Origin of the sequence: Mycolicibacterium wolinskyi, assembly GCF_002101965.1 — a bacterium.
Classification (GTDB): domain Bacteria; phylum Actinomycetota; class Actinomycetes; order Mycobacteriales; family Mycobacteriaceae; genus Mycobacterium; species Mycobacterium wolinskyi.
On the sequence record NZ_LQQA01000009.1, the window covers coordinates 101,413 to 122,995 of the forward strand.

Below are 21,583 nucleotides of genomic sequence, written 5' to 3' on the forward strand. Positions count from 1 at the left end.
GGCTTTTCTCCGTTCTTCTGCCGCTCGCGGCTACGTCGGCATCAGGTCTTGCCACGACTTCGGCGTCGTCACGAGACTCGCCTGCTGGTACAGCTTTCCGTCAGGGCCCATGTACTCCCCCGTCCGCGGGTTGTACTTGGCGAAGGCCACCGAAGGCCCCGACTTGTCGGCACCGTTGAAGGCGCTCGGCGCCGCTTGAGGTACGACTCCCGGGGAAACATCTGTCGGTCCCGGTGGTGCTCCGGTGCCGTGCGGCACCCCCAGCTGGGGCACGTCGGCAGGCGGCAACGGCACCGCTTCTGGGTTCCGAATGGGCGCGGGCGGTTGGCCCGGTACCGGTGGCTCCAGGTAGAGCGGTTGCCCCGGCAGCAACGGCCCCGGTCCCGTTCCCGAGAAGTCCGGCGGCGGCTGCGGCGGCTGCTGAATTTCCGGCGGCGGTGCAGTCACCCCCGGTGGCAACGGAGTGCCCTGTAGCGGCCCGAAGATGTTGGCATCCGGCCGCACGCGCGAATCCGGAGGCACGCCCTGGGAAATCAGGTTCGGGTCGAGCGGGTACGGACCCGTCGCATGCTGGCGCTGCGCGAGCGGTTGGTATCCGACGGGGTCGTTGCACAATTCGACCGTCGGGGCGCGCTTGCCGGGATGGCCCATGCAGGGGTAGTTCCGTGCGCCGCGCACTGCGATCGGGGAGTCCTGGGGCAGCTTGCAGTAGAGATTGTCCGGTGTGTCGATGATGGTGGTATCGGCCGGGGACCGCCACGACGACGGTGGCAGAAACCCGACCGTACACGACGGCGGATCACCAAGTCCGAGAGAGAACTCGCCATTGGGCAGACCCGTCGGATTGTTGATCGGCAGGTACGTCTGGATCTGCGCCACATACGGCGGCAGCAAGACCAGCAACTGCTCGAGCGACGGGTTGTAAGTGACGCCGATCTGACCGAAGGTGGTCAGATTCGCCAGAAGGACCGGCAATGTCGGTTTGATCTGTTCGAGCAGCTTCGCGGTCTCCTGAGCGAAGCCCGGGCCGTTGCGCAACAGCGACCGGACCTCCGGATCGTTCTCGGAGACCTGGCCGGTGATGCCGGCCAAGCTCGCCGCCCACGTCCGGATGGAGTCCGTCGTCTGAGCCTGAGCGTCGAGGAAGGGGCCCGAATCGTCGATCAGCGCGCGCGTCTGATCCGAGATCGCGTTGGCGTCCTTGGTGATCGTCGACGCCGAGTCCAGCAGCGAACCGAAGTCATAGCCGGTGCCGTTGAACGCGTTGTACGACTCGTCCAACAACTGGCTCAGTTTGTCCTTGGGAATCGTGTCCACCAGCGCACTCAGCTGATCCAGCATCGGACCGACCTGTTGCGGCACACTGGTGTTCGCCATCGCGATCACCGACCCGTTCTCAAGATACGGCCCCGCATCAGTGCGTGGCAGCAACTCCACATACTGCTCACCCACCGCTGACATGCTCCGCACCTGTGCTTCGAGATCGGCGGGGACCTTCGGCGAGCGATCCAGAGACAACGTTGCCTCGGCCCCCTTCTCCGTGAGGTCCACCGATGTGACCTTGCCGATCTGTGAGCCGCGATAGGTCACATTGCTGAACTGGTAGAGGCCTCCGGTGGCGGGCAGTTCCACCTTCACGGTGATGCGACCCACGCCCAGCAGCGTCGGCACCTGCATGTACGCGAACAGCATTACCGCCACGCCGACGATCGAGGCGATCGTGAAGAGGATCAGCTGGGTTCGGACGAAACGTGTGAGCATTATCCGCCACTCCCTGTCGCCGGTGGAACCGGCGATACCGGCTCGGTTACTGGTGGGGGCGCTGACGAGGGCGCTTGGGCCGCATAGGGTCCCGCGAAGATGGGCGACTCAGGCGCCGGTGCGGGAGCATTCTGCTGGACGGTGTTGCCCGGCATCGTGAGCGGTGCAGGAGGCGTCACAGGAAGGACGGGGCCCGCGAAAGCCGGCGGGGGCGCCGCTCCGGGCGGTGCTTCCGGCGCGGGCGGGAATGCGTCCGGCGGCGGCGGGTTAACCCCGGTCTTGAGCGGATCGTAGGTGTAGTTCAGATAAGGCGGGTCACCGTAGGTCGGAACCAGTTGTGCGTCTTCCTGTTCCCACCGGGTACCCAGCATCAGGCTGCGCTTGAGCCGCGGAATGGTGAGATCGATGGTCGCGAACAGGTTGTAATAATCGCCGCGGATCACGCGGTCCAGGAAGCTCTGGGTGAACGGGAAATGCGTGGCGTACTCAAGTACCCCGGCAAGTTCGGGTCCCACGTCCGCGAGCGCCTTGAGTGCGGGCTCCATGTTGCGCAGGTTGGTCACCAGATCGGCCTGTGACTCGTTGACGAGCTGGGTGGCGGTGTTACTGAACGTGCCCAGCTTCTGTAGGGCGGTGGTGAACCTGGGGCGTTCCTTTATCAACACGTCCAGTGCCGGCGGGATCTTCTCCAGCGCGCGGGTGATGACGTCCCGCTGTGCGGCGAAGGTCGACGACAACCGATTCAGTGCGTGGATGGACGCAACGATGTTGTCGCGCTGGGCATCCAGCGTGCCGACGAACGTGTCCAGGCGCGTGATCAGGTCGCGGAAGTCAGCTTCGCGCCCGTTGAGCGCGGCACTGAAGTTGTGGATCACATCACCGATCTGTCCGAGCCCGCCGCCGTTCACGACGGCCGCGAGCGAGGAAAGAGTCTGTTCGGTGGTCGGATAGGTCGATGCGTTGTTGAGTGGGATCGTCCCTCCGGGTGGCAGTGATCCGCTCGGGGCTTCGCCGGCCGGTGGGTTGATCGCCAGGTGCATCGAGCCCAGCAGGCTCGTCTGGCCGATGCTCGCGACGGCATTGGCCGGCACCACGACACCGGGTTGCACCGAAAACTCCACGTCGGCGTGCCAGTCCTTGACCGCGAGCGTACGTATGCTGCCGACCACGACGTCGTTCATCATCACCGGCGAATTCGGTTCCAGAGTGGCCACGTTCGCGATCTCGACGTGGTAGACGCTGGCCTCAGAACCCCGCCCGACGGCGCCCGGCAGAGGCAGGGAATTGACACCCTGAAACGCGCAACCACTGGTCGTGACCGCAACGCAGGACCCGACCGCGATCGCCAACCGCAGCGGCTTACCCCTCATCATGCTGGTGGCGTCCCTTCTGCGGGCTGTGGTGCAGGTGCTTCCGCGGGCAGAGCCGGATTCGGCGGCGGTCCGGGAGGAGCAGGAGCCTCAGCGGCAAGCGGGCCAGGTGGCGGCCCAGGTGATGGGCCGGGTTCCACGCTCGCCGGATTCAGCATGTCCGACACGGTGTTCGGCATGTTGGGCGGTGCGTACCCGCCACCCGGAAGCATCTGTTGGGCACCTGGCGGCGGCGTGCCCGGCGGCCGTCCGGTGTACGGAGCCGGCGGCGGCGGCCCCGGGTTGTATGCCGAGATCGATGGGGCTTGTTCCGGCGGTTCGGGCGACCCACCCACGCCACCTGGCGCCAGACCCGGTTCCGAGTAGACGATGTTCTCCGGATTGGCCGACGGCATGAGGTAGGGCGCAATGGGAAACGGCAGATAGTTGAAGTTCAACAGACGTAACGCCGGGCCCAGGTACTGCGCGCAGAGCTTCGCTGTTTCCGGTGCCGTGGTGTTCTCGATCGCACCGATCGAACCGCAGATGAAGTCCAACGGGTTGGAGAAATTGTGGAACACGAACTGGCCCACAGCACTTCCGGTGTCCGGGTTGTAGATGTTGTACCCGTTCATGAACGCGTTGGGTGCGATGTGCAGGAGATTCTCGATGTTCAGCTTGTTGTCCACCAGAATCTGGGTGACATTGGCCAATCTCTGCACCTGCTCGGAGGTCTGATCGCGCGATCCAGCGACAAACCGCTGCACCTCGCCGACGGCCACCGACAAGTTCGTCAACGCCGCATCGAGGTCTGACCGGCTGCCATCGACCACGCTCGTCAGCGTCGCAAACCGGTCCTGGAACGACACCACCTGCTCATTGCTGTCGCGCAGCGCGGTGACGAACGTCTGCAGGTTCTTGATGATGTCGACGATGTTGCCGCTGCCCTCAGCCAGAACGCGGGCCACCCCGGACAACTGCGAGATGGTCTCGCGAAGCTTGTCACCGTTGCCTGCCATCGCGTTGGCGGTTCTGTCGATGAACCGCGACACCGAGGTGCCATCGACCCCGCTCTGCGGTCCGAGATCGGTGGCCAGGCGCATCAACTGTTCCTTGACCTGATCCCACTCGACCGGAATCGCGGTGCGGTCCAGGCCGATCACCGCGTCGTCGGGCAGCGTCGGCCCTTCCGACCGATAAGCCGGTGCCAGCTGCACATAGCGTGCGGCAACGAGGTTCTGCGCGACGATCACCGCCTTGGCGTCGGCCGGGATCGGCACATCGTGATCGACCTTGAGGGTCACCCTGGTATGGGTGCCCTCCGGATTGATCGACTCGATTCTGCCGACCTTGACCCCGGAGACACGCACGTCATCACCCGGGTAGACACCGGTCGCGGAGGTGAACAACGCCGAGATGGTCTTCGGCGCGAAGTACATCTGACGGACCAGCACCACCGCACCGACAAGAAGCAGCGCCGCCAACGCCACGGCCAACCACTTCGCCAGTCGTGTGCGGGTCATCAGCGCGAACCTCCCGGAATCCCGTTGTAGGGCAATGGCAATTCAGCGCGCGGCCCGGCATTGTCCGGCGGCTGGCCCGCGTTCTCCCCGCGCCGGAATCCCAATGCGTAGTCGAAGAACGGCTGCAGCAGCTGCGCGGGTTGCAGGTTGGGCACGTAGGCGTTGTAGTACGGACCGTTGGCCAGAGTCTCGGCCTGACTCAGCTGGAACTTCTTCATGTCGGGCAAAGCCTTTGTGATGTTGTCCCGGTTGCGTTCGAGCATCGCGGTGACCGAGTTGAGCCGCTTCAGTGTCGGTGCCAGCTGCGCTTCGTTGTCGGCGACGAGTCCGGTGAGCTGTTCCGAGACCGCGGCCGTGTTGGCCAGGAGGTCGACGATCGCCTCACGTCGGTCGTTCAGCACCCCGAGCAAGTCATTGGCGTTGAGGATCAACGTGTTCAGCTGCTGACTGCGCTGCGACAGCACGACGGTTACGTCGCTGGCGCTCTTCAGCAGATCGGCCAGGCTCTCGTTGCGGCCGTTGATCGAACGCGACAGTCGGCTCAGCCCGTCGAACGTCGGCCCGAGCCTGGGCGCGAGTTGATCGATAGTCGCCGAGAGCGTGTCCAGGGACTGGTTCAACGACGCCGTATCGGTGCCCGCCGTGTTCGTGGTCAAGTCGCTCACCGCATCAGTGAGCGAATACGGCGAAGACGTCCGAGATGTCGGGATCACATCGGTGCTTCGGAGCGTTCCATTGCCATCCGATTCGAGCGTGAGCACACGCTCACCGAGCAGCGACCCGGTCCGGATGTGCGCTGTGGTCAGCGATCCCAGCGGATACCTGCCCTCGGTGGTGAACGTGACGAGCGCGTCGCCGTTCTCCAGGGACACACCGGTGACAGAGCCGATCTTGATGCCGGACAGCGTGACGTCGTTGCCGACGGCGATGCCGCCGGCCTCGGTGAACAACGCCTGGTGGCGGACGGAGGTGGCCCACTGCACCAACCGCTCGGGTTGCAGCCCGACGGCGATGACGAGAATCATCAGCACGACGCCGATGAAACCGGCCTTGATCAGATTCGATTCGCGGTACTTGAGCATCAGGGCTCCGCGCACCTCCCGCCTTCTTGTTTGATCATGGGGAAGACCGCGGTCCGGCCCTGCAGATCGGTGACGCGAAGCGAGATACCGCAGACGTAGTACATGATCCAGCTGCCGTAGGAGCCCAGCCGGGCGAGCTTGCGGAAGTTGTCTGGGGCTTTCTGCAACCCCCGGTCCAGCACGATCTGATGGTCGTCGAGCAGCGTTGCCGTTCGGTTGAGTTCGGCGATCGTGCCCTTGAGCGGCGGTCGGGCTTCGGTCAGCAGGCTTGCGATCGATGCGGTTCCGTTGTCCAGGGCCGTGATCGCGGTCCCGATCGGATCCCGATCCTGCGACAAGCCACTGATCAGTTGCTCGAGGCGGTCGACGGTTCCGTCGAACTTTTCGCCGTCCTTGGCGATCGTTTCGACCACGGTGTTGAGGCTGTCGATCAGCTGCTGGATCACTTGATCGTTGTCCGCCAACGTGTTCGAGAACGAGGACGTCTTGGAGAGCAGCGAGTCAAGGGTGTTGCCCTGGCCCTGGAGGATCTGGATCAACGAGGACGTCAACGCATTGACATCCTGCGGGTTGAGTCCTTGGATCACCGGCCGCAGGCCGCCCAGCAGCAGATCGAGGTCGAGCGCGCTTGCGGTGCGGTCCTTGGGGATCTGCGATCCGGCGGGAAGCAGCCTGGTCGATCCTGGGCCGTCGATCAGTTCGAGGTAACGGTCGCCGACCAGGTTCAGATAGCGCACTGCGGCCTTCGTACCGGTCGTCAGTGCGATGTTGCGGTCGGCGTCGAATTCGACCAAGACGGACTTGTCCGATTGCAGCGAGACACCTTTGACAGTGCCGACCCGAACACCGGCCACTCGCACCGAATCACCGGCCTTCAGCCGCGATGCGTCACCGAACACCGCCGAGTAACTCGAGTAGGAGCCGCCGCGGTACTCGGAGAACGTCATGAACAGGAACGCGGTGAGCACCGCCATGACCGTGGCGAACACCCCGAACTTGATGAACGTGCTTGCGATGCGGCTCATCCGGGCTGTCCGATCTGTGTGGTGTTACGCGGCGGACCGTCCAGCGGACCGAACAGCAGCTGCTTGAGGCCGTCGGAGTTCAGCAGGATGCCCTGATTGCCGTATTGCCACGGGTTGGCGTCGGTGTCGGTGACGAGGTACTTGGCCTTGTTGCCGAAGCCGACGTTGGGCAGGCCCATGCAGTGTGGCCCGCCTTTGGCCGCCACCTTGGGCAGATTCGACGGGTAGCGGTAACGCTCGATTCCGAGCGTGAACGCGACGTTGACGAGCACACCGGGATCGGGAGCAGGCGGCTGGTTTTTCGCCACCACCATGCCCTCAAGGGCACAGTTGAGCCCGGGTGCGTACTCATTGAGCAGATTGGTGGTGGGCACCAACAGATCCAGCACAGTACTCAACGCCTGCCGGTTGCTGCCGACGACGTCGTTGCCGACGTCGGCCAGGCCGATCGAACTGACGAGGAACGTATCGAGGTTCTGCTGCTCGGCCACGATGCTGTCGCTGATGCGGTTCGTGTTGTCGACGGTCTTGAGCAGATCGGGTGCGGCGTCGCCGTAGGCGTTGGACACCGCCGCCATCGATTCGATGTCACGGCTCAGGTTCGGCAGGCTCGGTTCGAGTTTCTCCAGCAGGGCCTCGAAATCCGTCAGGGTCTGCCCCATCTGTTCGCCGCGTCCGGAGAATGCGGCCGACATGGCGCCGAGAGTCTCGTTCAGTTTGACCGGGTCGATCTTGTCCAACACCCGGGTGAGCTGTTGAAACACCGTGTTGATCTCGACGGTGACGTGCTGGCCCTCAAGCACCTGCCCCGGCTGCATGGTCCCGGACGGATTCTCGGGTGCGACGAGATTGACGAACTTCGCACCGAATACGGTCGACGACGCGATGTCGGCCTGGACGTTTCCCGGTATCAGGCGCAACTGCGACGGATTCATCTCCAGGTGCAGCGCCGCCCGGCCGTCCGGCAACGACTCGATAGAGGACACCGTGCCCACCTGCACGCCGCGCATCTTGACCTTGGCGTCCGGGTTCATCACCAGACCGGCACGATCCGAGATCACGGTGATGGGTTCGGTTTTGGTGAAGCTCCCGCGGAAAAGGGCGACCGCCAGAGCGATGATCAGGCCGACCACGAGAACCGTGCCCAGACCTGCCAGCGGACGGGCGTAACCGCTCGCTCCGAAGCTGCGGCCGGGCCGCGCCGCGACCGGCGCTGCCGCGCTGGTGGTTTCGGACCGGTGGGCCGGGCCCGGGCCGATGTTACGTGTCACTGTGTTCTCCCTGCCCGCTAGCCGCTCAGGTTGAAGTTTCCGTTGGAGCCGTACACCGACAGTGACACCAGAAGCGTCACCGACACCACGACGATCAGCGACGTGCGCACCGCGTTACCCACGGCCACGCCCACACCGGAGGGTCCGCCCGAGGCGAAGTACCCGAAATAGGTATGTATCAGAAGAATTGTGAGAGCCATCAGCACCGCCTGCAGGAACGACCACAACAGGTCGATCGGGTTCAGGAAGGTGTTGAAGTAGTGGTCGTAGAGGCCACCGGATTGGCCGAGCAGCACCACTGTCGTGAACTGCGATGCGAGGAACGACAAGATCACCGCGATCGCGTACAGCGGGGTGATCGCGATCATCCCGGCCACGATGCGCGTACTCACGAGATACTCGACCGGCCGGATCGCCATCGATTCGAGCGCATCGATCTCCTCGTTGATCCGCATCGCACCGAGCTGCGCGGTCACGCCCGCACCGAATGTCGCGGCCAGGCCGATGCCGGCCACCACGGGGGCTGCGATCCGGACGTTGATGAATGCCGCGAGGAAGCCGGTCAGTGCCTCGATGCCGATGTTGCCGAGCGACGAGTAACCCTGGATCGCCAGGACGCCACCGGTCGCGAGCGTCAAGAACCCCACGATCACGACGGTGCCGCCGATCATCGCCAATGTGCCAGCACCCATGGAGATCTCGGCGATCAACCGCACGAGTTCCTTGCGGTAGTGGATCGCGGCGTGCGGCGTGCCGGCAAGCGCCTTGACATAGAACAGGGTGTGGTCGCCGACCCGGCTCAACGTCGAAACCGGCTTGGTGAACTGCCGGGCCAGCCGCGGGTAGGTGCTCCGCAGAATCGTCGTCGTTCCCATGCGCTAGCTCGCCGTCATCCGGATGCCGATGGCCGTGACCACCACGTTGATGACGAACAGCGCCATGAACGCATACACCACCGTCTCGTTGACCGCGTTGCCCACCGCCTTCGCGCCGCCACCGACGATCGTCAGACCTCGATAGCACGCGACCAGACCCGCGATCAGCCCGAACAACGCGGCCTTGACACAGGAGATGATCACCTCGGGCACGCCGGTCAGCAGTGTGATTCCCGCCGCGAACGCTCCCGGGTTCACATCCTGGATGAACACCGAGAACACGTAGCCACCCAAGATCCCGATGATCACGACCAAGCTGTTCAGCAGCAACGCGACTAAGCCGGAGGCGAGGATCCGCGGTGTCACCAACCGCTGCACCGGATTGATGCCGAGCACCTCCATGGCGTCGATCTCCTCGCGGATGGTGCGCGACCCCAGGTCGGCGCACATGGCGGTCGCGCCGGCGCCCGCCACGATCAGCACCGTCACCATCGGCCCCAGCTGGGTGACGGCGCCGAATGCCGCACCCGCGCCGGACAGGTCGGCCGCGCCGAGCTCGCGCAAGAGGATGTTCAATGTGAACGACACGAGCACCGTGAACGGGATCGCCACCAGAAGTGTCGGCGCCATCGAAACCCGCGCGACAAACCAGCACTGGTCCAGGAACTCCCGGCCCTGGAACGGCCGCCGGAACGCGAACCGGATCGCGTCGAGCGACATCGCGAACAGGGCCCCGACGGCCTGCATCGGCCCGGACATGTTACGCACCAGTGGCACGCCGATCGACCATCTATCTGCCATTGGCGTTTGGTCCTTCCAAGATGGTGACCGCCGACACCGCTGTCGGTCCGCCGATGTTGTGGGCCAAGCCGATTCGTGCCCCGTCGACCTGGTTGGCCGCCTCCCCGCGCAACTGCTCGAACAGTTCGACGCACTGCGCGACCCCCGTCGCACCAGGCGGGTGACCCTTGGCCTTGAGCCCACCGCTGGTATTCACCGGTAGCGCTCCGCCCATGCTGGTGACCTCGGCCTCGACGAGCTTGTGCGCCTCGAAGCGGTCGGCGAATCCGAGATCTTCGTAGCTCATCAGCTCGATACCGGTGAAGTAGTCGTGCACCTCGGCGACGTCGATGTCGCCCGGTGTCAGACCGGCCATGCCGAACGCCCGCTTGGCCGCACGGACGGTGGCCGGAAACGTCGTCATGTCGGGCTTGTGCGGATACATCACCGAGTCGAGGCCGAGTCCGACGCCGCGGACCCACACCGGGCGGTCGGTGAACCGGTCGACGACGTCCTCGGCGGCGAGCACCAGGGCCGCCGCACCGTCACTCTGTGGCGCACAGTCATACAGCCCGAACGGGTTCACCACGATCGGGGCGGACAGCGCCTGCTCGACGGTGATCTCGAAACGCAACCGCGCCTTCGGATTGTCGACCGCGTTGCGGTGGTTCTTGACCGCGATCATCGCGAGATGTTCGCGGGTGGCCGGCGACTCGTGCAGATAGCGCCGGACATGCATGGCGAAGCCGGCCGGGGCGACCAGCCCGAGCGGGTAGTCCCACGCCATGTCGCGGGTCTGGGCCTCCCAGCCCCACAGCATGCTGTTGGTCGCAACCTCACGGAGCTTGTCGGCACCCATCACCAACGCGACGTCCGCCGCACCCGACGCGATGCCGTACAACGCGTTGCGCACCGCATCATTGCCGGTGGCACAGGAATTCTCGATGTGGGTGACCGGGATGTCGGTCAGCCCGAGCGTGTCGGCGAGGACACCGGCCGGAAACCCGTCCGTCGTTCCCATCGCCCCGAACCACGCCGCGTCGATGTCGTCCCGGTCGATGCCCTTGTCGACACTGGCAGCACACTCCGAGAACGCCACGGGCAAAAGGTCTTTGATGCCGAGTGCGAAATGCTCGGCGAAGGGCGTCATCCCGGCGCCGACGACGGCGACGCGCCTCACGCCGCGGCCTCCGGCTCGAAGGCATAACCGTAGTCGGGCACGCCGGACCGGACGGCGATGCGACGCAACACCATTCGGCCCCGGTCGCCGATGTCGACCGAGCCGGGCTCGGCCCCCGTGACTTTCACGAGTGCGCGGACGCCGACACCGTCGAGTTCGACGATGACGAGCGAGTACGGCGTGCGCAGACCGGGAACCGGGATCTGGACGGTCACCTCCGTATAGACCGTCCCCGTCCGTGGCAGCGGTACGAGCTCGTACTCGGTGTTCAGCGACCCGTCCGCGCCGACCCGGAAGCGGGGCGGGAAGTCCAGATCACCCGGCGATCCGGCGTATTGCCCTGCCTCCCAACGAACTTTGGCTTCGAAGGCACGCTCGTACGCCGCAAGCGAGATCTGCAGGTCCGCACCGGGAGTAACCGTGCCCTCGGGCATCTGGCGCACCTCCCGCTCCATCCGGATCACCTGTGCCGTGCCACCCGCGACGGTGACACCTGACAGGCTGGCCTGCTCGACCGCAACCAAGGGGCCGATGGTATCCGACTCGGCCAATGACGCGAGGGCAAATAAGCCAGAACTTGCTCCGGTAGTTGGTAATTGACGCGGAGTGCCCTGACACAACTCCGCGGCCTTGTCGTGATCGACCCCGGCCAGTTGCACCGGCGTGTCCAGCCAGGCCGCCGCCAGTGAGGTCAACAGGCCGCGCTCGTGCAGCAGTCGCGGATCGCCGTAATCGTGCACGACGCCGCCCACATTGCGGGTTCGCACCGGCAGGCTGCGCGCTACCCGTGCCGCGGTCCGCACCCGCAGTCCGTCCTCCGCGGTGAGGATCGCCGCCGCCCCCGCCGGGTCGAGGTCGACGCCGATGATCAGCGTGCGCGGTCGCGCCGAGCTCACCGCGTCGAGGGTGGCCGGCGCACCGCCGAGACGTTCGTTCACCTCGAGCTCCGGATCGAGGCCGAGACCGGCGAGCAGCACGGCCGCGTTACTGCTCTCCACCAGCGGAAGATCACGGCTGACCAGCACCACCCGCTCGACGGCACCACCCGGGCTCAACGCCGCCCGGCCGGCCTCGACGGCCAGGGTGATGGCGTCTTCGTCATCGCCGGCTGACCGCCGGTGCCGGGTGCCCCAGCACGGCAGGTAAGTCCCGATGGACGTGATGTACGGCATGATCGAACCTGGACTAGGTGACGGCGCCGGCCGTCTTGAGCTCGATGATGCGGTCCCAATCCAGTCCGAGTTCGACCAGGATGTCGTCGGTCTGCTCGGCGAATCCCGGCGCCGGTCCCGTGCGCGGCGCGGTGACGTCGAACTGCACCGGGTTGGCCACCAGTTCGAGTTCGCCTGCCTGCACGAGATATTCGTTGGCCCGGATCTGGGCGTCCTGCCCGGCCTGCAAGGTGTCCTGCACGGGTGCCCACGGCCCGGCCAGTGTCGCGAATCGCTCGCTCCACTCCGGCAAAGTCCGCTTCTTCATCGCCTCGGTGAGGATCTCGACTGCGGCCGGAGTGTTTTCGGCGAAGGATTCCGCCGTCGCGAACCGCGGATCGTCGATGTAGCGCTCGAGATCCATGTGTTTGCACACGTCGGCCCAGAACTTGGTCGGCTGCATCATCACGAACGAGATGTAGCGGTCGTCAGCGGTCCCGTAGAGCCCGACGAGCGGGTTGATCGGCGAGCCGTGCACGCCGGGTGGCGGTGTGACCATCAACTGGTTCAGGTGCTGGGTCAGCGCCACGGTGTGGCCCATCGACCAAAGGCCGCTGCCGAGCAGCGACACGTCGACGACTGAAGGTTCACCGGTCCGTTCGCGCTTGAGCAGGGCCGCGGCGATGCCGCCGGCCAGGTTGGTTCCCGAGATGGTGTCGCCGTACGCCGGTCCCGGCGGCGCGATCATCCCCTCCATCCCGGCCGGGGTGATGGTCGCCGCGGTGCCGGCCCGGCACCAGAAGGCGGTCATGTCGTAGCCACCCTTGACCGATTCCTCGCCGCGCGGGCCGAGCGCACTGCCCCTGGCGTAGATGATGTTCGGGTTGACGGCGCGAATGTCGTCGACGTCGATGCCGAACTTCTGCCGGTGCCCGGGCAGGAAGCTCGTGAGGAACACGTCGGCGCGCCGCGCGAGTTCAAGCAGGACCTCACGTCCCTCTGGCACCGACATGTCCAGTCCGATGCTGCGTTTGCCGCGGTTCGCATGTTCGATGTTGGGGTTGGGATCGCCCTCCACCCGCAGCGGACCCGTCTGGCGCAGGCCGCGCTGGGGGTCGCCGGTGACGGCATGCTCGACCTTGATGACGTCGGCTCCCCACTCACCGAGAACTGCTCCGGCCGACGGTACGAAACCGTACATCGCGACCTCGAGGACGCGGATGCCTTCCAGCGGCGCGGTCACGACACCACCCGTGCGAACGTCTTGGTCTCCAGGAACTCTTCGAGACCGGCCTTGCCCATCTCCCGCCCGATGCCCGACTGCTTGTAGCCGCCGAACGGACTGTCCGGACTGAAATAATTCCCGCCGTTGATCGAGAACGTTCCCGTCCGGATCCGGCGAGCCACCGCGAGTGCGCGGTCCTCACTGCCGAACACCGCACCCGAGAGCCCGTAGATCGAATTGTTGGCGATCCGGACCGCGTCGTCGTCGTCCTCGTAGGCGATGACCGCGAGGACCGGCCCGAAGACCTCCTCCTGCGCGATCTCGCTGTCGGGATCCACGTCCGCGAGAAGCGTTGGTGTGTAGAAGAACCCGGGTTCGACCTTCTCGCCTCCGGTCACGAGCGTCGCGCCGGCCTCGACCGCGCGTTTGACCATCCCGTCGACCTTGTCGCGCTGCTTCTCACTGATGAGCGGGCCCATGTACGTCTTGGGATCGGCCGGATCCCCGTATCGGACCAGGCCGAAGTTGTTCTTGATCAGCTCGACGATCTCGTCCTTGTGCTTGGCCGGGACGAGCAGCCGCGAGGTCAGTGCGCAGCCCTGGCCGGCGTGCGTGACCATGCTGAACGCGGAAAACAGTGCGGCGGTGTTGAAGTCGGCGTCGTCGAGCACGATCGCGGCCGACTTGCCGCCCAACTCCAGGAACACCTTTTTGAGCGTTTCGCTCGCGGCGGCCATGATCCGGCGGCCGGTCGGCGTCGAACCGGTGAAGGTGACCATGTCGACGTCGGGGCTCGTGGTCAGGACGGCGCCGACCTCTGGGTCCGCTCCGGACAGGACGTTGACGACGCCCGCCGGGATGTCGGTGTGGTTGGCGATCAGCTCACCGAGCGCCAGCGTGATCAGCGGGGTGTCGGGGGCGCTCTTGAGCACCACCGTGCATCCCGCGGCCAATGCCGGAGCGAGTTTGGCGAGCGCGAGTTGATTCGGGTAGTTGTAGGCGATGATCGCGGCCACGACGCCGCCTGCTTCTTTCTCTACCCAGCGGTGGTGCTGAGCGCCCCGGCTCTCGATGTTGCCGAGATCCTCGGTCATTGGATAGGTCTTGAGCAGCTCGGCGTAGTACCGGACGATGTCGACCGGCTGATCGAGTTGCGCACCCGCGCACAGCGCGGCGGTGGCCCCCACTTCGGCGATGGTCAGTGCGGCCAGTTCGTCGCGATGGTCGATCAGCGCCTGATGGAACTGCTCGAGACAGCGGATGCGCAGTTCGGTGTTGGTCGACCAGTCCGTGTTGTCGAAGGCGTCGCGTGCCGCGGCGACCGCGGCCTCGGCGTCGGCGACGGTCGCGTCCGGCGCGTAACCGAGAACGTCTCCGGTTGCCGGGTTGATCGAGGGGAACGTCCGCGGCGTATCCCGCAGCTCACCGCCGATCAACAGCCTCCGGTCAGCCTGGCGTACGTCCGCGATCGTCGGCGTTTCCTGCATCATCCTCCTCAACCGATCAGCGAGTGTGATGGAAACTTCATTCTCATCACCGGCGAATCATACATTCGCCACATGAGAACACAAGTGAAAGCTAGACCGGCTAGTCATGCCCTATTCGCAGCCATTCCCGCCCATATCCAGGTGCCATGCGGGACGGGGTCGGATCTTGCGAGACCTACGACACCGAGAGTACGGTTCTCATAATCGGAAGGATGATTCTTGATGCTTGAGAGACCCGGGTTCCCCCCGGCGCCCGGAGGTTTGTCGTGAAGAACGCCGTCGTGACCGGAGGGGGATCGGGGATCGGCGCGGCCATCGCAGCGCGCCTGCGCGCCGACGGCCTTCATGTGGCGACATTGGATCTGCAGCCGTCAGACGACGAGTTCGCCCATGTCGCCGACGTCACCGATCGCGCCGCGGTCGATACCGCGCTCAACGCGGTCCGTGCGCAATTGGGCCCGATCTCGGTACTGGTCAACGCGGCCGGGCTGGACTGCTTCAAACGCTTCACCGACATCTCGTTCGAGAAATGGCAGCGCGTGATCGACGTCAACCTCAACGGCGTCTACCACTGCGTCCAGGCAGTACTGCCGGACATGATCGAGGCCGGTTGGGGCCGCATCGTCAACATCTCGTCCTCCAGCACGCATTCCGGCCAGCCCTTCATGTCGCCGTACGTCGCGGCCAAATCTGCGGTCAACGGGCTGACCAAGAGCCTTGCGCTCGAATACGGGCCCAACGGCATCACGGTCAACGCCGTACCGCCCGGCTTCATCGACACCCCGATGCTGCGGAAAGCCGAGGAGCGTGGATTCCTCGGTGACACCGAGCAGCAGATCCAACAGACACCGGTGCGCCGGATCGGCAGGCCAGAAGACATCGCCGCCGCATGCGCCTTCTTGATCTCCGAGGAAGCCGGATACATCACCGGGCAGATTCTGGGCGTCAACGGCGGCCGCAACACCTAACCGACAGGCAGGGAGGACATTTACATGGGACGTGTAGAAGGCAAGGTCGCGTTCATCACCGGGGCCGCGCGTGGCCAGGGCCGCAGCCACGCGATCCGGCTGGCCGAAGAGGGCGCCGACATCATCGCCGTCGACATGTGCAAGGACGTCGACACGGTCGGCTATCCGATGGCCAAACCCGAGGACCTCGAGGAAACCGCCCGGTTCGTCGAGAAGACGGGCCGCCGCATCGTCACCGCGCAGGCCGACGTGCGGGTCGAGAACCAACTGAAGGAAGCGCTCGACGCCGGGCTCGCCGAATTCGGCAAGGTCGACATCGTGGTCGCCCAGGCCGGTGTCGCGGCGATGAAGGGCCAGCCCCCGCTGCAGGCCTGGACCGATGGCATCAACACCAACCTGGTGGGAACCATCAACGCCATCCAGGTCGCGCTGCCCCACCTGAACGAGGGCGCGTCGATCATCGCGACCGCGTCGGCTGCTGCCCTGATGGACGCGCACAACAAGCCCAACCCGGGCGGCGATCCCGGAGGCATGGGCTACATGGTCTCCAAGCGGATGATCTCCGAATACGTGCACTACCTGGCCACCGAGGTGGCGGTGCGCGGTATCCGGGCCAACGTCATCCATCCGACCAACTGCAACACCGACATGCTGCAGAGCGAACCGATGTACCGCTCGTTCCGGCCGGACTTGGAGCACCCGACGAAGGCCGACGCCGAGCCGGTGTTCTACGTCCAGCAGGCCATGAAGGTGCCGTGGATCGAGCCGCAGGACATCAGCAACGCGGTGCTGTGGCTGGCCTCGGATGAGTCGCGGTATGTCACCGGCATGCAGCTGCGGGTCGACGCCGGCGGCTATCTCAAGTGGTACGACTACCACGTGTGATGCGCCGCAACGGATTTCACCGGTGTAGAAGGAGTTGACGATTGTGAAGGTCTCAGTTGACGGACAACGCTGCCAGGGCCACACTCTGTGCTCGATGATCGCGCCTGATTCGTTCGAGCTCGACGACGTCGACGGCCACGCCTCCCCCGTTTCCGAGGTGGTGCCGGCCGATCAGGAAGACGCCGTCAAGGAAGCCGCACACTCCTGCCCGGAGCAGGCCATCGTCCTCGAATAGCCGAGGGCAACAGATCGCCGTCCTATGCCCGCCCGAATACCAAGGGAGACAACGCCGTGAGCATCCAGGATGTCACGACCGACGACGACCGTAAGAAGAACACCTATCACTTCGACCGGCACACGCCGGAATACCGGTTGCAGTTCGAGAAGATCACCGAGGAGATGCAGTCCCGGTGCCCGATGGCGTGGACCGATGCGTACAACGGGCACTGGGTCGCCGCCGACAGCAAGCACGTGTTCGAGTTGGCGCGCTGTCCCGTGGTTTCCAATCACCACGACATCAGCGGCGAGACGCCCTTCCAGGGCATCACCATCCCGAAGGCCAGCCGCGCCACGGTGGTTCGCGGCGGCATCCTGGAGATGGACGAGCCCGAACACAGTGCCTACCGGGGTGCGCTGAACCCGTACCTGTCCCCCGCGGCGATCAAACGGTGGGAACCGTTCGTCGACGAGATCACGCGCGCCGCACTCGATGAGCACATCGAGTCGGGTCACATCGACTTCGTCGAGCACCTCGCGAACGTGGTGCCCGCGGTGTTCACCCTGGCGATGATGGGCATCGAACTCAAGAAGTGGAACGTCTACAGCGAGCCCACCCATGCCTCGGTGTACACCCCGGAGCACGCGCCCGAACGCGAGAAGATCAACGAGCAGCACCGCGAGATGGGCATCGATCTCATCAACAACATGATGGAGATCCGCCAGAACCCGCGTCCGGGTCTGGTGAACGCCCTGCTGCAGTTGCGCATCGACGGTGAGCCCGCGCCCGACATGGAGATCCTGGGCAACCTCGGATTGATCATCGGCGGCGGATTCGACACGACCACCGCACTCACGGCACATGCCCTGGAATGGCTCGGCGAGCATCCCGACGAACGGGAACGGCTCAGCCGGGAACGGGACACGCTGTTACATCCCGCCACCGAGGAATTCCTGCGCTTCTTCACCCCCGCCCCGGGCGACGGCCGCACGTTCGCCGAGGACGTCGAGGTCGAGGGGCACAAATTCAAGAAGTACGAACGCCTGTGGCTGTCGTGGGCCATGGCCAACCGGGACCCGTCGGTGTTCGAAAAGCCCAACGAGATCGTGATGGATCGCAAGGGCAATCGGCACTTCAGCTTCGGCATCGGTGTGCACCGCTGCGTGGGTTCCAATGTGGCCCGCACGGTGTTCAAATCCATGCTCACCGCGGTACTCGACCGGATGCCCGACTACGTGTGCGACCCCGAGGGCACGGTGCACTACGACACCATCGGCGTCATACAGGGCATGCGCAATCTGCCTGCCACCTTCACCCCCAGCAAGCCGCTCGGACCCGGCCTCGACGAGACGCTGGAGAAGCTTCAGCGGATCTGCGACGAGCAGGAACTCGCTCGGCCGATCACCGAACGCAAGGACCGCGCCGTCATCGACTGAGTCCATACTCCCTGGTCAAGATCGAGAGTCAGCGGATTGTCACAACGGCCTGTTAACCTCGAACGAGGTCGGGTCTCGTAGACGTCTGAGCAAACTCACCGCCTGCGGGCGGACGGAATGGGGGTGGCGACACATGGTGAAGCTGTCACGCATGAAACTGGCAATCGCGGCAGGTGGGTTCGCCTTGGCGGCCCTGCCCTTCTCGGTCGGTGTCGCATCCGCGGAGCCCGACTTCGGGGCGGTCGTCAACACGACTTGCACGTACGAACAGGTCATGGCCGCGCTCAACGCGCAAGAGCCCGCGCTCGCCCAGCAGTTCAACGCGTCGCCGTTCGCACAGAGTGCGCTGCGCAGCTTCCTCGCCTCGGGACCCGCGGAACGCCAGCGGACTGTGACACAGCTGCAGGGCAGCCCCATGGCTGCGCAGTACTTCGGCCCGATCCAGTCCATCGCGGGTAGCTGTAACAACTACTGAGCCGTGCATTTTCAGATGTCCCCGGGATCGCCTGATTCCGGGGACATCTGTTTCACCGGGTCTTGACCGGCAGTTGCGCCCACCCTCGCACACTCGACGTGCGCGCTCGGCGCGCGTTGCCGTAGTCGACATCCCAATCGGTCCAGCGGTTGAAGACTTCCTCGAATGCCACGCCCGCTTCCAACCGGGCGAGAGCCGAACCGAGGCAGAAGTGCAGCCCCTGCCCGAAGCTGAGATGACCGCCTTTGCGCTGGATGTCGAAGCGGTCCGGGTCGGTATACCGCGAGTCATCGCGATTGGCCGACCCGTTGAGCAGCAGCATGTACGACCCTTCGGCGACCGTGTGTCCGTAGAGTTCGACATCGCGGGCCACATACCGGGCCTGTACCGGTGACGGCGGCTCATACCGCAGCGTCTCCTCCACCGCCGCCGGGATCAACGACGGATCCGCGACGAGTTCATGCCGTTGCTCGGCATGTTCGCCGAGCAGTTGGCCCATGAACCCGATCAGCCGCGCGGTGGTCTCGTTTCCGGCGCCGGCGATCATCGCGGTGTACGCGAGCACCTCGGTGCGCTCGAGCCGACGCCGGCTTCCATCCGATTCCTCCACTTCCGCATTGAGCAGCTCTGTCATCAAGTCGTCGGAGGGATGGGTCGCACGCCACTCGATGTAGTCGGCGAACATCGCGAGCGAATCGGCGAACACCGTCGCGCTGACATCGCCGGACTCATAGGTGATGCTGCGGTCGGTGAGATCGCGAATTTGTTGTTGGCCGTCTTCGGGAATGCCCAACAGGTAGCCGATGGTGCGCATCGGCATGATGGCGCCCAGGTCGCTGACGAAATCGAAGCCATCGGCATCGCGTAGCGGATCCAATGCGCGCGAACAGAATCCGCGTACCAGGTCCTCGACGGCCAGCATCCGGCGAGGAGTGAACACGCGCGACAACAGGCGCCGGTGCAGATCATGCAGCGGCGGGTCCTCGAACAGCAGGATCCCGGGCGGCACGTCGATGCCGCTGAACAAGATGTCGGCGGTCGTGCCGCGACCCGACCGATAGGTCTCCCAATCCGGCAGGGCGCGCGCGACGTCGTCGTAGCGGCTCAGCGCGTAGAAGCCGTACTTGTCGTTGAAGTACAACGGGGCGTGCGCCCGCATCCGCTTCCACACCGGATAGGGATCATCGTCGATGTCGTAATCGAATGGGTCGTAATACAACTCGGTCGTCGGGTCGACTGACACAGCCTGCTCGCTATCTGGGTTGATTGGGGACGCCGGGGAACAGTTGCTCGGTGGGACCTTCGGTGACCCACCCACCGAGCTTCGTCACCAGATGCGGCGCGAAGACCGATGCGTAGACGGCGTGTCCGACGACGATCGCCGCGAGAACGGACACCAGCGCCGATTGCAGGCGGGTTTTGGAGACCTTGTCCGCCCACATCTCGATGACGTTGCGGCCGTCGGAGTCGGTGCGGCCCAGCAGATAGGTGAACACCATCATCTGCACACCCATCGCGATGGCGTCGTAGACCGGGTACTGGTGCTTGGTGCCCTCCCACAGCGCCAGCCCCTCGATCACATAGCCGTAGTAGAACAGGCCGAGCCGTGCCCCGATGATCGCGTTGAAGAACAACGCCCAGCAGAACCCGACCGCGAAGCCCACCACCAGTAGTGTCTGCGGACGACGCCACTGCCGTGTCCGACACACCCAGCGCCCCAGTGCCGCACCGATGATGGCGGGCAGCACGAAGTAGCCCATGTAGCCGACGGGTACCGCCGAAGGCAGCCCGCCCCACGTCATGTTGAGTGGCCACCACGACGGCATGCGCGGGAGCGCCGGCGGGAACTGCGCATACATCGCCCAGTCGTACGGCGCCTCGATCCAGGAGAACGAGAGCGCCGAAATGCACAGCAGGAGCAAGGGATGCAGCCGTCCGCGCCGGTAGCTCAAGTAGATACCGGTCGCGAGAAATCCCAAACCGGTGACGTAGGCGAATGCGACACCGGCGTTGATCAGGAACTGGACGTTCACCGATCCTCCTCCGAGTCGGCACGACGCGCCTCGGGATCGAAATACAGCACCAGGCCGACGATCAGGGCGATCAAACCAAAAAGGGTGCCGAGCATGATGATTGCGCCCACACCTGCCTCCTTCGGACGCCGAACCCAACTTTAATAGTGGACACTATTACGAACGGCACGGTCAAGGCCGGACTATGGTGAATGTCGGTGTCCCAGCGAAGTACGTCGAAGAAGCAGACCGCCGTCGAGGTCGAGGCCGTCCGGCGGCCGCGCGGCGAAGTGCGCCGACTCCTGTTGGACGCCGCTCGCGAGCGGTTCGCCCGCCAGGATTACCGCGCGACGACAACCCGCGAGATCGCCGAGGCCGCCGGCGTCACCGAGTACCTGTTGTTTCGCCACTTCGGCTCGAAAGCCGGGCTTTTCCGGGAAGCTCTGGTGCTGCCGTTCACCCAGTTCGTCGACGAGTTCGGTGAGACCTGGCGCGCCATCGACCCCGCGGAGACCGACGAACAAGAGTTGTCCCGACAGTTCGTCGGCCGGCTCTACGACGTTCTCGTCGACCACAAAGGGCTCCTGCTGACACTCGTCGCGTCGGACGGACTCAGCGAGGACGAGATCGAGAGCGCCGGCATCGCCGACATCCGGCGAGCGCTGCAGGTGCTCGGCCAGATCAGCACCGAGGGCATGCGCCTGCGCGGATTGCATTCGGGCCAGCCCGATCTGCCCGCCCATTCGACGGTCGCGATGATCGTCGGCATGGTGGCACTGCGGTCGACGTTCTTCGGGAACACACCCCCGTCGCGCGAGGCGATCGTCGATGAACTCGTTCAAGCGGTCCTGCACGGGTTCCTGCACCGACCCGACTGACCG

20 protein-coding genes are annotated in these 21,583 nt (G+C 65.0%); 6 read left to right on the forward strand and 14 right to left on the reverse strand.

The genetic code is table 11. The features are described from left to right. Positions 1-30: 30 nt before the first annotated feature. Genes AWC31_RS07865 through AWC31_RS07920 form a run of 12 tightly spaced genes read right to left on the reverse strand, consistent with a single transcriptional unit; the run spans position 31 to position 14,709 of the window. Positions 31-1,761, reverse strand: coding sequence for an MCE family protein (locus AWC31_RS07865; RefSeq protein ID WP_085143722.1), 1,731 nt, complete (start codon positions 1,759-1,761; stop codon positions 31-33). Further along, positions 1,761-3,134 carry an MCE family protein gene (locus tag AWC31_RS07870; protein WP_085143723.1) on the reverse strand — a complete coding sequence of 458 codons (1,374 nt, stop codon included), beginning with the start codon at positions 3,132-3,134 and terminating at the stop codon, positions 1,761-1,763. Before AWC31_RS07870 ends, AWC31_RS07865 begins: the two co-directional genes overlap by 1 nt. After that, on the reverse strand, positions 3,131-4,633 hold the full coding sequence (locus tag AWC31_RS07875; RefSeq protein ID WP_085143724.1) for an MCE family protein: 1,503 nt from the start codon (positions 4,631-4,633) through the stop codon (positions 3,131-3,133). Before AWC31_RS07875 ends, AWC31_RS07870 begins: the two co-directional genes overlap by 4 nt. After that, positions 4,633-5,715 (reverse strand): MCE family protein, encoded by a 1,083-nt coding sequence (locus tag AWC31_RS07880; RefSeq protein WP_085143857.1) that lies wholly within the window; start codon positions 5,713-5,715, stop codon positions 4,633-4,635. Before AWC31_RS07880 ends, AWC31_RS07875 begins: the two co-directional genes overlap by 1 nt. Then, the gene (locus AWC31_RS07885; RefSeq protein ID WP_085143725.1) at positions 5,715-6,740 is read right to left on the reverse strand and encodes an MCE family protein; all 1,026 of its coding nucleotides are present in this window, start codon (positions 6,738-6,740) and stop codon (positions 5,715-5,717) included. The genes AWC31_RS07880 and AWC31_RS07885 overlap by 1 nt, the downstream gene beginning before the upstream one ends. Continuing rightward, positions 6,737-8,011, reverse strand: a complete 1,275-nt coding sequence (locus tag AWC31_RS07890) for an MCE family protein (RefSeq protein WP_085143726.1) — start codon at positions 8,009-8,011, stop codon at positions 6,737-6,739. The genes AWC31_RS07885 and AWC31_RS07890 overlap by 4 nt, the downstream gene beginning before the upstream one ends. 17 nt (positions 8,012-8,028) lie before the next feature. Further along, complete coding sequence (locus tag AWC31_RS07895; protein ID WP_067847678.1) at positions 8,029-8,886, reverse strand: MlaE family ABC transporter permease; 858 nt, start codon at positions 8,884-8,886, stop codon at positions 8,029-8,031. Positions 8,887-8,889: 3 nt separating this feature from the next. Beyond that, positions 8,890-9,687, reverse strand: coding sequence for an MlaE family ABC transporter permease (locus AWC31_RS07900; protein ID WP_085143727.1), 798 nt, complete (start codon positions 9,685-9,687; stop codon positions 8,890-8,892). After that, positions 9,677-10,846, reverse strand: coding sequence for a thiolase C-terminal domain-containing protein (locus AWC31_RS07905; RefSeq protein WP_085143728.1), 1,170 nt, complete (start codon positions 10,844-10,846; stop codon positions 9,677-9,679). The genes AWC31_RS07900 and AWC31_RS07905 overlap by 11 nt, the downstream gene beginning before the upstream one ends. Then, positions 10,843-12,018: an OB-fold domain-containing protein gene (locus tag AWC31_RS07910; RefSeq protein ID WP_085143729.1), complete on the reverse strand. Its 1,176-nt coding sequence runs from the start codon at positions 12,016-12,018 to the stop codon at positions 10,843-10,845. The genes AWC31_RS07905 and AWC31_RS07910 overlap by 4 nt, the downstream gene beginning before the upstream one ends. 13 nt (positions 12,019-12,031) lie before the next feature. After that, positions 12,032-13,240 (reverse strand): CaiB/BaiF CoA transferase family protein, encoded by a 1,209-nt coding sequence (locus AWC31_RS07915; RefSeq protein ID WP_085143730.1) that lies wholly within the window; start codon positions 13,238-13,240, stop codon positions 12,032-12,034. Continuing rightward, positions 13,237-14,709 carry an aldehyde dehydrogenase family protein gene (locus AWC31_RS07920; protein WP_085143858.1) on the reverse strand — a complete coding sequence of 491 codons (1,473 nt, stop codon included), beginning with the start codon at positions 14,707-14,709 and terminating at the stop codon, positions 13,237-13,239. The genes AWC31_RS07915 and AWC31_RS07920 overlap by 4 nt, the downstream gene beginning before the upstream one ends. Before the next feature lie 266 nt (positions 14,710-14,975). Here AWC31_RS07920 and AWC31_RS07925 point away from each other — a divergent pair, with 266 nt between their 5' ends. The 5 genes from AWC31_RS07925 to AWC31_RS07945 all read left to right on the forward strand — a co-directional run bounded on the left by AWC31_RS07925 (position 14,976) and on the right by AWC31_RS07945 (position 18,690). Then, positions 14,976-15,677 (forward strand): SDR family NAD(P)-dependent oxidoreductase, encoded by a 702-nt coding sequence (locus AWC31_RS07925; protein WP_085143731.1) that lies wholly within the window; start codon positions 14,976-14,978, stop codon positions 15,675-15,677. A gap of 24 nt (positions 15,678-15,701) precedes the next feature. Beyond that, the gene (locus tag AWC31_RS07930) at positions 15,702-16,562 is read left to right on the forward strand and encodes a mycofactocin-coupled SDR family oxidoreductase (protein WP_085143732.1); all 861 of its coding nucleotides are present in this window, start codon (positions 15,702-15,704) and stop codon (positions 16,560-16,562) included. Positions 16,563-16,605: 43 nt separating this feature from the next. Next, complete coding sequence (locus tag AWC31_RS07935; RefSeq protein ID WP_085143733.1) at positions 16,606-16,797, forward strand: ferredoxin; 192 nt, start codon at positions 16,606-16,608, stop codon at positions 16,795-16,797. Between the two features lie 56 nt (positions 16,798-16,853). After that, positions 16,854-18,215, forward strand: coding sequence for a cytochrome P450 (locus AWC31_RS07940; RefSeq protein WP_085143734.1), 1,362 nt, complete (start codon positions 16,854-16,856; stop codon positions 18,213-18,215). Positions 18,216-18,348: 133 nt separating this feature from the next. Next, positions 18,349-18,690, forward strand: coding sequence for a hemophore-related protein (locus AWC31_RS07945; RefSeq protein WP_085143735.1), 342 nt, complete (start codon positions 18,349-18,351; stop codon positions 18,688-18,690). A gap of 52 nt (positions 18,691-18,742) precedes the next feature. On the opposite strand, the gene AWC31_RS07950 is transcribed toward AWC31_RS07945, so the two are convergent. Both AWC31_RS07950 and AWC31_RS07955 read right to left on the reverse strand, forming a co-directional pair. After that, positions 18,743-19,933 carry a cytochrome P450 gene (locus tag AWC31_RS07950; protein ID WP_085143736.1) on the reverse strand — a complete coding sequence of 397 codons (1,191 nt, stop codon included), beginning with the start codon at positions 19,931-19,933 and terminating at the stop codon, positions 18,743-18,745. Positions 19,934-19,943: 10 nt separating this feature from the next. Further along, entirely contained in the window at positions 19,944-20,723 is a 780-nt protein-coding gene (locus AWC31_RS07955; RefSeq protein WP_085143737.1) for a spirocyclase AveC family protein, read from the reverse strand. A gap of 191 nt (positions 20,724-20,914) precedes the next feature. On the opposite strand from AWC31_RS07955, the gene AWC31_RS07960 reads away from it, so the two are divergent. Beyond that, positions 20,915-21,580 (forward strand): TetR/AcrR family transcriptional regulator, encoded by a 666-nt coding sequence (locus AWC31_RS07960; protein WP_085143738.1) that lies wholly within the window; start codon positions 20,915-20,917, stop codon positions 21,578-21,580. Positions 21,581-21,583 lie beyond the last annotated feature (3 nt).